Source organism: Mesorhizobium sp. CA10 (genome assembly GCF_020165285.1).
Lineage (GTDB): Bacteria > Pseudomonadota > Alphaproteobacteria > Rhizobiales > Rhizobiaceae > Mesorhizobium.
In genome coordinates this window covers 1-12,718 of the sequence record NZ_JAIUHV010000009.1, presented here as the reverse complement: position 1 = coordinate 12,718, position 12,718 = coordinate 1, and the positions used below count along the sequence as shown (strand labels likewise).

Annotated in this window: 14 protein-coding genes and 1 tRNA gene; 6 read left to right on the top strand and 9 right to left on the bottom strand. The window is 63.2% G+C overall.

Annotated features, from left to right (window positions below):
- Positions 1–8: 8 nt before the first annotated feature.
- Positions 9–200: a twin transmembrane helix small protein gene (locus LB535_RS19010; protein WP_095767495.1), complete on the bottom strand. Its 192-nt coding sequence runs from the start codon at positions 198–200 to the stop codon at positions 9–11.
- 25 nt (positions 201–225) lie between these two features.
- On the bottom strand, positions 226–1,092 hold the full coding sequence (locus LB535_RS19005) for an SDR family oxidoreductase (RefSeq protein ID WP_224633288.1): 867 nt from the start codon (positions 1,090–1,092) through the stop codon (positions 226–228).
- Between the two features lie 58 nt (positions 1,093–1,150).
- On the opposite strand from LB535_RS19005, the gene LB535_RS19000 reads away from it, so the two are divergent.
- Entirely contained in the window at positions 1,151–2,002 is an 852-nt protein-coding gene (locus LB535_RS19000; RefSeq protein WP_095767497.1) for a YihY/virulence factor BrkB family protein, read from the top strand.
- A 170-nt stretch (positions 2,003–2,172) separates the two neighbouring features.
- Here LB535_RS19000 and LB535_RS18995 read toward each other — a convergent pair whose 3' ends face one another.
- Entirely contained in the window at positions 2,173–3,063 is an 891-nt protein-coding gene (locus LB535_RS18995; RefSeq protein WP_224633287.1) for a DMT family transporter, read from the bottom strand.
- A 153-nt stretch (positions 3,064–3,216) separates the two neighbouring features.
- Between LB535_RS18995 and LB535_RS18990 the strand changes: the two genes are divergently transcribed.
- Positions 3,217–3,504 carry a hypothetical protein gene (locus LB535_RS18990; protein ID WP_224633286.1) on the top strand — a complete coding sequence of 96 codons (288 nt, stop codon included), beginning with the start codon at positions 3,217–3,219 and terminating at the stop codon, positions 3,502–3,504.
- Positions 3,505–3,508: 4 nt separating this feature from the next.
- On the opposite strand, the gene gluQRS is transcribed toward LB535_RS18990, so the two are convergent.
- Positions 3,509–4,378, bottom strand: coding sequence for a tRNA glutamyl-Q(34) synthetase GluQRS (gene gluQRS / locus LB535_RS18985; protein WP_224633285.1), 870 nt, complete (start codon positions 4,376–4,378; stop codon positions 3,509–3,511).
- Between the two features lie 91 nt (positions 4,379–4,469).
- Between gluQRS and LB535_RS18980 the strand changes: the two genes are divergently transcribed.
- Entirely contained in the window at positions 4,470–5,129 is a 660-nt protein-coding gene (locus LB535_RS18980; protein ID WP_224633284.1) for a DNA-3-methyladenine glycosylase family protein, read from the top strand.
- A 111-nt stretch (positions 5,130–5,240) separates the two neighbouring features.
- Positions 5,241–5,798 carry an HNH endonuclease gene (locus LB535_RS18975; protein WP_140809359.1) on the top strand — a complete coding sequence of 186 codons (558 nt, stop codon included), beginning with the start codon at positions 5,241–5,243 and terminating at the stop codon, positions 5,796–5,798.
- A 162-nt stretch (positions 5,799–5,960) separates the two neighbouring features.
- On the opposite strand, the gene LB535_RS18970 is transcribed toward LB535_RS18975, so the two are convergent.
- Positions 5,961–6,479, bottom strand: a complete 519-nt coding sequence (locus LB535_RS18970; RefSeq protein WP_224633283.1) for a disulfide bond formation protein B — start codon at positions 6,477–6,479, stop codon at positions 5,961–5,963.
- A 23-nt stretch (positions 6,480–6,502) separates the two neighbouring features.
- Positions 6,503–7,093, bottom strand: coding sequence for a YqaA family protein (locus tag LB535_RS18965; RefSeq protein WP_140546280.1), 591 nt, complete (start codon positions 7,091–7,093; stop codon positions 6,503–6,505).
- Positions 7,094–7,426: 333 nt separating this feature from the next.
- Between LB535_RS18965 and LB535_RS18960 the strand changes: the two genes are divergently transcribed.
- A tRNA-Leu gene (locus LB535_RS18960) sits at positions 7,427–7,511 on the top strand.
- A gap of 168 nt (positions 7,512–7,679) precedes the next feature.
- Positions 7,680–8,660 (top strand): hypothetical protein, encoded by a 981-nt coding sequence (locus LB535_RS18955; protein ID WP_224633282.1) that lies wholly within the window; start codon positions 7,680–7,682, stop codon positions 8,658–8,660.
- A 39-nt stretch (positions 8,661–8,699) separates the two neighbouring features.
- On the opposite strand, the gene LB535_RS18950 is transcribed toward LB535_RS18955, so the two are convergent.
- The 3 genes from LB535_RS18950 to LB535_RS18940 form a co-directional block, all read right to left on the bottom strand.
- Positions 8,700–9,860 (bottom strand): YncE family protein, encoded by a 1,161-nt coding sequence (locus tag LB535_RS18950; protein ID WP_224633281.1) that lies wholly within the window; start codon positions 9,858–9,860, stop codon positions 8,700–8,702.
- Between the two features lie 71 nt (positions 9,861–9,931).
- Positions 9,932–11,212, bottom strand: coding sequence for a GNAT family N-acetyltransferase (locus tag LB535_RS18945; protein ID WP_224633280.1), 1,281 nt, complete (start codon positions 11,210–11,212; stop codon positions 9,932–9,934).
- A complete protein-coding gene (locus LB535_RS18940; RefSeq protein ID WP_224633279.1) occupies positions 11,212–12,615 on the bottom strand; it encodes a lipopolysaccharide biosynthesis protein in 1,404 nt (467 codons plus the stop codon). Before LB535_RS18940 ends, LB535_RS18945 begins: the two co-directional genes overlap by 1 nt.
- Positions 12,616–12,718 lie beyond the last annotated feature (103 nt).

The window sequence follows — 12,718 nt, the reverse complement described above, 5'->3', positions numbered from 1 at the left end:
GAGATCCTCTATTTGCGCGTGAAATAGACAACCAGCAACAGCAGCGCCAGGGCCACGGCCTGCAGCATGATGCGCGCCTGCATCAGCTTGTTCGAGGTGAAGCCGGAGCCGCCGCGCATCATGTTGATCAGGCCGCGAACCAGCACGATCACCACGGCGGCCATCGCGACGATGGCGAGGATTTTGAAGATGATGAGCATCTGGCTGGCTCCGGTTAAGGTTCGGTCAGGCGCGCCTGGCGAGCACGCGGTAGAGCAGGGAGGCCGGCAGGATGCGTTTCAGCGCCGCGCCGATCCTGGCCGGCAGCGTTACCACATAGTGCGGGCGCGGGCGCTGTGACAGAAGCGCGTGGCGCAACGCCCTGTGCACGATCTCCGGTCCCGGCTTCAGCTTCGACACGCTGCCGCCCGCCTGAAGCCTTGCGAGCTGCGCCTGATAATCGGCGCGGTGGACGGAATTCTCGACGTCGATATTCTTCAAGAACCAGGGCAGGCCATTGCTGGCGATCTTCGACCTCACCGGTCCCGGTTCGATGAGGGAAAGGTGAATGCCGCTGCCTTCGAGCTCCTGGCGCATGCACAGCATCAGGCCTTCGATGGCGTGCTTGGAGGCCGAATAGGCGCCGCGGAAGCGGACCGGAGCCAGTCCGAGGATAGAGGAGCAGTGGACAAGCCGGCCGTGCCCCTGGTGGCGCATGACCGGCACGACCCGCCGGGTGAGATCGTGCCAGCCGAAGAAATTGGCCTCGAACTGCTCGCGAAGTGCTGCGACCGGCAGGTCCTCGACGGCGCCGGGCTGGGCGTAGGCGCCGTTGTTGAAGAGCGCGTCAAGCGTGCCGCCGGTCCGCTCCAGCACCGCATCGACCAAGGCGGCGATGGATTCGGGCTCGCGATAGTCGAGATAGAAGGCCTCCAGGCCGTCGGCCTCGAGGGCTGCGATGTCGGCCGGCTTGCGCGCCGTGGCGAAGACCCGCCAGCCTTCCGCCTTCAACGCCCGCGCGCAATAGGCGCCGATGCCGGAGGAGGCGCCGGTGACGATGACGGTGCGCAACTCTTCTGCCGCGGGGCGCGTTGTGAGACCTGGGGTTGCCATTTACCGCAATCACTTCCCATATTCGCGGCGTTGACACAATCGAGCGGAGCGCGGGCCCTTGCTGCGGAATATCGTCGCCCTCAAGCGCGTGCTCTACGATGCGATAGGCCACTTCAACACCGATGACGGCTGGGCGATGGCCAGCCATCTGGCGATCACCTCGCTGATGGCACTGTTTCCGTTCCTGATCTTCGCCACCACGCTTGCCAGCTTCCTCGGCGCGCGCGCCTTCGCCGACACGGCCGTGCATCTGGTCTTCGACACATGGCCGGAGCAGATCGCCAAGCCGATCGCGCATGAGGTGCTCAACGTGCTCACGGTGCGCCGCACCGACCTTCTGACCTATGGCGTGCTGCTTGCGGCCTATTTCGCTTCCAACGGCATCGAAGCCTTGCGCACTTCGCTCAACCGCGCCTATCGGGTCACCGAGACGCGCGGCATCATACACCGCCGGGTGCAAAGCATCATCTTCGTCTTGATCGCAACCGCCTGCTTTCTCGCCATCAGCGTGCTTTTGGTGTTCGCGCCGCTGCTCGCACGGCTGGCGGAGGCGCATCTGGAGTGGATCAAGCCGTATATGGGCACGATCACCATCTGGCGTTACGTGATCGCCTCGACGGTCATCGTCATCGGGCTGTTCTCCGTGCATATCTGGCTGCCGGCCGGCAAGCGGCGCTTCGTCTCGATCATACCGGGCATCGTCTTCACGCTGGTCGCCTGGCTGGTCGGGTCGACGATCTTTGCCACCTATCTCGACCATTTCTCGTCCTATGTGACGACCTATGCCGGGCTCGCCTCGATCATGATCGCGGTCGTCTTCCTCTACATCATCTCGGCGATCTTCATCCTCGGCGGCGAGCTCAACGCCGCGATCAGCCGTTATCTCGAAGCCCGAGCGCGGGTTGGGTGAGTTGGCGCCGGTCAGAAGAGGAACTGAAGAACTGGAGAATTGAAGAATTGAGGAACTGGAGAAAATGCGCTGACGCTTGGCTCCGCCCTTCTTCTTCAATTCCTCAATTCCTCAATTCCTCAATTCTCCAGTTCCCCAGTTCTTCCTCAATTCTCCAGTTCCCCAGTTCTTCAATTCCCCAGTTCCCCTTTCCTCGCCTGCCGCGCCGTCGCCAGGGCGACGCCGAGCGTGGCGATCGCCATGCCGGCGATCTGCAGCAGATTGAGCTGCTCGTTGAAAAGCAGCCAGGCGATGACCGCGGTTACGGCCGGCACCAGGTAGAACAGCGAGGCGACCTTCGACATCTCACCGTCCCTGATCATCACCATCAACAGGAATATGGCGCCGACCGACAGCACCAGGACCAGCCAGGCCATGGCGAAGATCAATTCGCCATTGACGGTGACGGCGCGGGTCTCGAAGGCGAGCGAGCCCAGGATCATCACGGCGGAGCCGCCGACATACTGCCACATCGTCGCCGACACCAGATCGCCGCCTGAGGCATAGCGCTTCTGCCAGATGGTGCCGGCGCTCATGCCGAGCACGGAGACGAGCGAAGCCGTCAGCGTCGCCGGCGTGACGCCGCCGCCCAGCGCCCCCAGCTTCGGCCACAGCACGATGACGACGCCGAGAAGGCCGACGGCAAGACCGGCCCAATGGCGCGGCAGGATCGCTTCGCCGAGGAACTTTCCGGCGAGCACGGCGGTGATCAACGGCTGCAGGCCGACGATCAGCGCCGAAAACCCGGCCGGCATGCCCCTGTGGATCGCCCAGAAGACGGCGCCGAGATAGACACCATGCATGAGGACGCCGGCCACCGTTGCGTGCAGCGCCTCTTCGCGCGTCGCCTTGCGCGAGCCAAGCAGAACGGTCAGCCCCGCGAACAGGGCCGCCGCGATCACGAAGCGGATGGCAAGGAAGGTGAAGGGTTCCGCCCAGGGCATGGCATAGCGCGCGCCGATGAAGCCGGTCGCCCACAGAACGACGAAGGAGGCGGGAATGAACCGCTTGATGCTCTGCATGGGGGAGGCTGCCGGGATGAACGGTTGATGACGGCAATTGCTCTAATGCCGTTCAATCCCGCAAGCAAAACGAAACGGTTGATCCATAAGCTAAGTTGAATTCATCAAACCGTGCCAAGAGGGGCATGGCGCATCGCCGCGCCATGGTGGGGCATGTTTTTGCATCTGGACACGACCTGGCTGTTGTTCGCCTTCGCGATCATCGCCGGCTTCGGCTTCTTCTTCGGCACGGCGCTCGACGCGATCTTGGGGGAGAGCGGCTTCGGCCCGACCGGCAACACACTGCTGTTCATCTTCGGCTTTTTCGTCGCGGTGGGGGTCGCAAACAAGCATGGCATCAGCCTGAGCGATCTCAAGCTGGCGGTGGCCTGCGGGCTGGGCGGCGCCTTTGTCTTCATCAGCGTGCTCGCGCTGATCAAGGCCGGGATGGCGCGCCTCTAGCCAGCTAAAAACCGACCAATCGTCTGACGTCCTGCGGCGACATGCCCGCCTCCCGGAGGGAGGCCAGGCCGGTGTCCTTGAAGCTCTTTGACAGTTTCCTGCCGTCCGCACCGAGGATCAGGCGGTGGTGGAAATAACGCGGCTGTGGCAGGCCGAGCAGTTGCTGCAGCAGGCACTGCACCCCGGTCGCCGAATAGAGGTCCTGGCCGCGCACGACATGGCTGACAGCCTGCAGCGCGTCGTCGACGACGACGGCGAGATGGTAGCTGGTCGGGATGTCGCGGCGGGCGACGATGACGTCGCCCCAGGCCCGCGGTTGTGCTTCGATTGCTCGCGTCGCCGACATCGTCTCGTCGGTGAACTCCACCCATGACAGGCCGGCCGTGACGCGCGCCATCGCCGCCTCGACGTCGAGGCGCCAGGCGAAAGGCATGTTGTCCGCGATCCGCCGCTTGCGTTCCTTCACCGGCAAGTGCTTGTCGAGCGGCGGATAGAGCGGCACGCCGTCCGGATCGCGCGGCCAGTCGCGGCCGCCGGTCTCGGCGATAAAGGCGCGGATCTCGCCGCGGCTCATGAAGGCCGGATAGACGAGTTCCTCGGCGATCAACCGGTCCAGCACCTCCCGGTATTCGGCGAAATGCTCGGACTGACGGCGCACCGGTTCTTCCCAGTGCAATCCCAGCCATTCGAGGTCGCGAAAAATGCCGGCTTCGAATTCGGGCGTGCAGCGGGTGACATCGATATCCTCGATGCGCAGCAGCAGGCGCCCGCCGACCTGCGCCGCCATACGCTGGTTGAGCAGAGCCGAGTAGGCATGGCCGAGATGCAATTGGCCATTGGGGCTCGGCGCGAAGCGGAATGTCAGGAGTGTCATATCTCGGGCGGTATTCGGGTTGAAAGGCGCTTCCGCCGGTTGCTAGTTAGCCATCAATTGCCATTTCGCGGGCGCCCTGGGAACAAGCAACGTGCAACGCATCGCCTCGCTGGACGACATTGCGACAGGGCTCGACGCGCTCTGCCGGATCGATCCGCGGCTGGCGACCGTGCGCGGCCGGGCGGGCGAAGTGCCGCTGCGGCTGTCGGAACCTGGCTTTCAGAGCCTCGCTTCCATTATCGTTTCACAGCAAGTTTCCCGCGCCAGCGCCGACGCCATCTTCGGGCGGCTGGTGAAGCTTGTCGACCCGCTGACGCCGCAGGCGATCCTTGCCGCCGGCGAGGGCGTGTTTCGCGAGGCGGGACTGTCGCGGCCGAAACAGCGCGGGCTGCTCGCCGTCGCCGAAGCGGTGGCCGGCGGGCTGGATCTCGATCACCTGTGCACGCTGGACGCCGGCGAGGCGATCGCTGCGATGACGGCCGTGCCCGGCATCGGCCCATGGACGGCCGAATGCTACCTTTTGTTTGCCGCCGGCCACCCGGATGTGTTTCCCGCGCGCGACGTCGCTTTGCAGACGGCGGTCGGCCATGCGCTCGGCATCGACCCGCGCCCGCCGGAGAAAATGCTTATCCGGCTGGCCGAATCATGGAGCCCGTGGCGGGGTGTCGCGTCGCGGCTTTTTTGGGCCTATTACCGGGAATTGAAGGGCAGGGATGCGGCGCCGACTGTCGAAATGGCCAAAAAAGCCTGAAAATCATGCGGTTTTGGCGATTTCGACGCACGACAATCCGCTTCACATCCCTGTCATGTCGGGCTTACAGTATCCGCGCCGTTCGGTTCTAGAAGCAAGGAGGCGAAGGACGTGACGGTTGCCGTATCTCCGGATGGGCTTCCCGCGCTGGTGCTGAACGCGGACTACCGTCCGCTCAGCTACTATCCCCTGTCGCTCTGGTCGTGGCAGGACGCCATCAAGGCCGTCTTCCTCGACCGGGTGAACATCGTCGCCGAATACGAGCACGCCGTCTCTTCGCCGACCTTCTCGATGAAGCTGCCGAGCGTGGTCAGCCTGAAAGCCTATGTGAAGCCGTCCAGGCATCCCGCCTTCACCCGCTTCAACGTGTTCCTGCGCGACCGCTTCCAGTGCCAGTATTGCGGAACGCCCGAGGATCTGACGTTCGACCATGTCGTCCCGCGCCATCGCGGCGGAGCAACGACCTGGGAGAATGTCGTCGCCGCCTGCTCGCCTTGCAACCTCCGCAAGGGCGGCATGATGCCGGCCCAGGCCAAGATGTGGCCGCTGCAAAAACCCTATCAGCCGACCGTGCACGACCTGCACAACAACGGCCGCCTGTTCCCGCCCAACCATCTGCATGAGAGCTGGATGGATTATCTCTACTGGGATGTCGAACTCGAACCTTGAGATCGTTCGAAAATTCGGGAGGCTGGCCGTCTGAAGCAAGCGTCTGCGCTTCCGGTGCTCACGTACTGTAAGTACGCTCCGCTCCGGTTCTCGACGCTCACTTCATACGACTCATCCTGCCGAATTCTGTGAACGATCTCGCGCCGCCGCTTTGGTGCCGGCTCAATCCCGCGTGAGCGCGCTGCGGAAGGCGACGGCGGCGAGGACGAGGCTGGCGATGGCGTTCCAGCCGGCGAGCGACAGGCCGAGGATGCGCAGCGCGGCCTTGTCGCAGGAGGGCGGTACGAACTTGTCGAGCGCGTCGAGCACGCCCTTGCCGCCGGTGTCGACCGGACCGGCGCCGGCGGTGCAGTCGGCCGGACCTTGCCACCATGCCCATTCGACGCCCGAATGGTAGACGCCGAGATAGAGGCCGTAGAGCATCAGCAAGCCGCCGATCGCCAACAGCCCGCGCGTCACCCAGGCCGGCGCGCGCAGCATCGAGGCGATCGCCGCCAGCAGCATCAGCGGCACGCCGATATAGTAGGGCGTGCGCTGCTCCAGGCAGAGATGGCAGGGGATGTAGCCGCCGATATATTGGAAGGCGAGCGCCGAGCCGACCGTCGCGGCCATGGCGACGGCGAGAAAGAGCGCCGCGCGCATGCGCTGGCGTCCGGTATCGGCATTCATGGTCGCGGTCATTTATCGGGTCCGTTGTTGCGTCGCTATCCGTGGGCGTATCTGACGAGGATATAGAGCAAAATCAGGGCAGCGGCGCCGGCGCCGACAATCAATCCCAAGCGCTTTTCGATGAACTCCCTGATCTCCTCGCCATAGCGGCGAAGCAGCCAGGCAAGCAGCAGGAAACGCGCGCCGCGCGCCACGATCGCGAGCCCGATGAAAAGCAACAGATTGACGCCGATGACGCCCGACAGGATCGTCACTACCTTGATCGGCGGCAGATGGGCCGCGCCCGAGGTGACCAGCATCAGGATGATGAAGCCGACGCCGGACGAGGTGCGCAACTGCTCGAACTCATCATATTTGCCGTAGAATTCAAGCACCGGCTTGGCGACCGCCTCATAGGCATAGTGGCCGATGAACCAGCCGGCGACGCCGCCCAGCACAGAGGCGACCGTGGCGATCAGCGCGTAGCGATAGGCGCGTTCGGGTTTGGACAGCGCCATCGGCAGGAAGAGCACGTCGGCCGGCACCAGGAAGACCGAGCTTTCGACGAAGGCGATGAAGGCCAGCCACCATTCGGCCGATTTGCGCGCCGCCAGCGACAGGGTCCAGTCGTAAAGTCCGCGAAGCATCGGCTCTCCTAATGCGATTGACACAATTCCGGACGGAAAACCGCTGCGCTTTTCCTGGAATTACCTAATGCATGTCACCCCAAACGGTGCAGCGGTTTTCGGCCACCGGCATGCACGAAACAAGGACCCAAAGCGCCGCAGCCGCCATTATCGACCGGGCACCTTAAACATTCGCCTCTCTAGAAAGATTTCCTGCGGCGCACAATGTCTGCATCGCCACAAGGCCGAAGGGTGGGCAAATGCCACCGGTTGCGCGGGCAAATCCGCAACAGGCCAGTTGACGAACACCCATCCGCCCGTATAGTCCGCGCCCATCCAGGCCGCCCGGCCTGAGCCCCTATGGCGGAATTGGTAGACGCGCTCGACTCAAAATCGAGTTCCGCAAGGAGTGCTGGTTCGATCCCGGCTAGGGGCACCACTTGCTGCAGCTTGCTTACGACGGTCGCCCCCTAAGCCAGGCTGCGCTCCATTTTGAATTGATGTCTGGTTGCGAGTTTCTCGGCTGCGTTGCGGTATGCAGCAACCTGTGTGCCCACAGGCTTGAAAGGCGAGAAAGTGGCGGGTCAGACGATTGAGATGGGGAAAAGTGAAGATCGCTCAGATCGGTGCTCGCCCTCAAGTTGAACGTGCGCCGAAGGAAACGTACCTTGTGGCAGGCTGGCTTGGGTGCACGGGGTTCAACATGGGCGTGGTCAACACAGAAATTCCCCTCGGTTCATACACGGTCTCAATTGACAGTGTAAGGAAGATCTACAAGGGACTGCAGCGCGTCGTTGCCGAGGAGGCTGATCTTACATTGTCAAAGTGGGAAATTCTTCCGGACCAGACTAAAGAGCAGTTTGAAGCTCGCAAGAAGGAGGTCCGTGAGAATGCGTTCCGCGTGACGGTTAGTGTCTATCGAGAAGATGGTTCACATACATTTGGTGATACGGAAGATATATTTGATTTCTCTGGTAAACAATCTTTCGTAAACAGAATTTATATGACTAATAAGACGGCTTTCGTCCGAGTTGCGAACTCCGATCCAGCAAATTCGTTTGACCTTATGCTGGATTTCTCTCAACCCCCGTTGCTCGATGCGCGTAGCATAGTTTCAAGCCCAACGATAAACGCGAGTAGTTTGACCATCGGTAGTGTTCGCGAAGGATGGTTCGCGGGCATAGAGAAGATTGTTTTGAATCATATTGACAAACGGCATAGATTTAGAGCCCGATTTCACGGTCCTTTTGTCTATGATCACGGAGTTGTGATATTTGGACTGCCTTTCGGTTTTTATATTTGCTGGCTTGCGTCTGACTTCGTAGACAAATGGGCAGCCAGCAATCAGTTTCTGAAAAGCGCGGCCTACGTGTACATCATTGTGGCTAGCCTCTGGCTCTATCGTGTCTTGTTTGGTTACACGAAATGGGCTTTTCCCCTCGCAGAGCTGAAGGAGCAGCAAAATCGACCTAGGGTGCACAGGAGATTCTGGTGGGGGTTGATTGCACTGCTTACGGGCAAGGTGTTCTGGGATTTCTTTGATCGCTACCTTTCCATCGCCCATTGGCTCGGGCCGACCAGTCCTTAGCCTGTCGGCGCAAACAGGTACATTCTTCAGAATACCAGTCTACCGCATATTCCCCGTATGCCCCTGCGAGTACCGCCCCGGCTGCGGCCATACCGTCAGGCCATGCGGCTCGGCGCCGACGCGGATTTTCGTCACGGCGCCGCTGGTGGTGTCTATCATATAAACCTCGCTGTCGAAGCGGCCCGACAGCCATAGCTGCCTGCCGTCGGCGCTGACATTGCCCATGTCGGGGCTGCCGCCGCCGGGGATCGGCCATTGCGCGACCACGGCGCGGGTGGCGAAGTCGATCACCGTGACGCTGCCCGGACCACTGGCCTTGCCCTGCTCCATCTTGTGCGAGCCGCGGTTCGAGACGTAGAGCCGCTTGCCGTCGCGGCTGACGACGAAGCCGTGCGCGCCGATGCCGGTCGGGATGAAGCCGATTTCCCGAAAACTGTCGCCGTCGACCAGGAACACGCCGTCATTCATCATGTCGGCGACGTAGAAGACCTTGCCGTCGGGCGACAGGCGGATGTCCTGCGGCATGCCCATCCTGGAGAAGTCGAGATGGCCGAGCACCTTCTGGTTCTTCAGGTCGATCTTGGCCAGGCCGCCGTCGCCATATTCGCAGGTGAAGATCGCGTAGGAACCGTCGGCGGAGAAGTCGGCATGGTTGATGCCCGGGCAAGTCGGCGTCGGCAGGCTCGATTTCAACGCCATGGTCGTCGGATCGCGGAAATCGAGCTGCTCCATCGCCTCGTCGACGACGATTGCCGCGCTGCCGTCCGGCATGAAATACAGATTGTAGGGGTCGTCGACCGGCATCTGCTGGCCGGGCTTGGCCGTCTTCGGGTCGATCGGCGTCAGGCTGCCGTTCTTGCCGGTGCCGTTGTTGGCGACCCACAGCGTCTTCAAATCCCAGGACGGCACGACATGCTGCGGCTTGCTGCCGACTGGAAAGCGGCCGACCTCCTTCAAGGTGACGGTGTCGATCACCGAGACGCTGTTGGAGGAGCGGTTCGGCACATAGACGCGCGGCAGTGCGCCGGCGGTGGCGGGGCTCAGATGGCCGGCCGCGGTCTGGCTGTAGATGTTGACCGGGGGAGGCGCCGGATCGCTGCAATCCTCCGGGCAGGTGTCGGCCACGGCTCGAGCCGGAAGCAAAGCGAGCAGGACAAGCGGCGCACAAAGGCGGGCGAAGCGCAGGACGATATCGATCATTTGAAGTGCTTTGTGGTGAAGGCAGGCCGGGTCCGGCCGCCGCATGCCATAGCCGGTGTTTCGCCGCCCATCTAGCGTCTTTTCAGCAGGCTCCGCATGCGGTTGCGCAGGATGCGCGCCATGTTGCGGGTCTCGCGGTAGAGATGCAGTTGCGAGGCGGCCTGACGGGCCAGCCGGTCGGCATCCGGCGTCAGTCCTATTACCAGCGTGCCCATCGGCTTGCGCTCGCTCCACAGACGGCTCATCACCGGATGGTCCGGAACCGCGCAGGAATCGGTCATGACGATGTTGGGATCGTCGAGATGCTGCCTGGTCACCTCGATCATCAGCAGCGTTCCCGGCGAATAGGCGGAGAGCGTCTCGTCATAGGCCGTCTTCCAGGTGTAGGCGACGCCGGCCTCGACGAAGACGACCAGGCAGGCGATGGTGCGGCCGTCGAGCGTCAAGAGGTGGATGCGGCACATGTCCTGCTCGGCCAGCCTGTGCACGGCCTCGCGGGCGAAGGCGGCGCGGTAGCGGTCGATCGCCATCGCGGTGCGCTCGCGGCCTTTCCAGCCGGCCGCTTCCAGCGTCAGGAAGCTTTCGATGGCGTGGCGGATCTCGTCCGGCCCGCGCGCCACGGTGTGCTCCAGCCTGCCGAGGTCGGCGAGACGCCGCTTCAGGCGGCGGAATTCGCGATAGTGATGCGCGCGCAGCGAGGCCTTGAGGTAGTCCTCGCCGTCGGCGTCGCTTTCCAGCACCGGCCGCTCGACCTTGCCGGTGGTCACCATGGTCAGGCCGCGGCTGTCGGCAAACGAGGTCATGAGGCTCGCTACCGGACCGTCGAGCTTGATGTCGGGCAGCACGAAGACCTTGGGCAGCTTGAGATGCGGCCGCGACAGCATCGAGAAGAAATCCTCGATGACGCCGACCGGATCGTCGCGATCGACCAGCGGCGTTCCGAGCGGGCCGAACGGGCTCGACCATGTGCGCATCACGGGGACGCCGAGCGGGATCGCCGGCCGCTCGACCGAGAACGGCGCCAGAAGCCGAAGCCGGTTGCGGTATTCGTCGCCGTCGCGGATGACGGCCAGCCGCACCTCGCGGTCTTCCAGCCGCGGCATCGCCGGCGCCAGGAAGCGCGGGTTGAAGAAGACGTTCGGCTCGATTGTGCGGGCGCTGAGATAGTCAAGCTCCTCGACAAGATCGAAGCCGGCCGAGGCCGGATAGATGGCGAGCTTGCGCTCCGGCCTGTTGCTGGCGAAGAGCTCGATATGGGCGGGGTCGACCTCGCGCGCCAGACCGGCAAGGTTGGAAACCATGGCGCCGGCGGTGCCGCCGCTGGTCTCTTCGAGCAACGGGACGGCGGCCATCAGGCGACTTCCTTGTTTGCGGGCACAAAGATCGCCATCACGATGCCGAGCTTGCGCCAGACGGTGAAGGAGAGCGCGCTGGCCTCGAAGACCATGGCCAGGCTGGTGGCGATTGCCGCGCCCCAGAGGCCGAACAGCGGAATGAGGATCACGTTGAGGCCGATGTTGAGCGCAAGCGTCATGGCATAGACGGCGGCGCAGATGTTCTGGTTGCCGCTCATGGTGAGCAGGCTTTCGCAGGGGCCGACGGCGGCGCGCGCCACGACGCCCAGCACCAGCAGGAAGAGCAGCGGGTAGCCGGCGGCGAATTCGGGACCGAACAGCACCAGCATAGGCTCGCCCAGCGCCAGCACCATGAGCGCCATCAGCAGCGAGGGCCAGAAGGTCCAGGAGACGGTCTCGCGGGCGAAGGCGGCGAGCCGATGCGGCTCGCCATGCGTGAACTGGGCGTAGCGCTGTGCAACGCCGGCCTTGACCGCGAAATAGACGAAATGCACCAGCGCCAGCGTCTTCACCGTGGCGAAATAGACCGCGACGTCATTGGGGTCGAGATAGGCGCCCACCATCAGCACGTCGGCGTTGGTGAGCAGGAAGAAGAAGCCCTCGACCAGGAAGATCGGCAGCGAGACGAGGATCCACTGGCTAAAATGCACCGCCCTCGGCCCGGCCGGGATCTTTTTCTCCATGCGCGAGGTGACGGCCATCAGCTGGCCGAGCGTGGTGACATAGGTTGCGGCGATGGAGGCGAAGATCGCGGTCTTGGCGTCGGGCACATAGTACAGGCCAAGCATCAGCGCCATGAATGCCAGGATCAGCACCGGCCGCACCAGATAGGTGGGCGACAGCGCCAGCAGCGCCCAGGAATTGGCGCGCGCCAGCCCTTGCAGGAGATCGCCGAGCGCGATCATCGGCAGACAGATGACGCCGAGGATGAAGGGGATGACGTAGTAGTTCTCGATCCAATCCGAGGCGAGCCAGACGCCAAGCGCGCCGAGGCCTGCCACCAGCGTCGAGGCGACGAGCACGAAAAGGCGGCTCGCCTGCACGATGCCGCGCAGCTCGGCCAGCATGCCGCGCTCGCGATATTCGGGGATGAAACGGATGACCGAGGTGTGGAAGCCGAGGCAGGCGAGATTGCCGACGATGACCATCGTCACCCAGACCAGCACCGAGATGCCGTATTCGAACGAGCCCATCCAGCGCGCCATCAGCACCTGGCTGACAAAGGCGATGAAGGCGCTGACGATGCGGATGGAGAAGGCGATCAGCGACATGCGCCCGGCTTCGCCGCGCTCGTCGGCGGTGGACAGCACGGCGTCGATGCGGCCAAGCAACGGCCGCATGCGCAGCGCCCAGCGCTGCGGCAGGAACCGCCCGGCAGTCGTTGCCGCGGAAAAGCGCACCCCGAATCCTCTCCGTTTTCCGCCTCTTTCCAAGGTTTCGGTCTATCCGAAACACCTTAAGAAAGTGTGGGTGGGGTGCGGGCTTTTCCTTCTCCCCTTGTGG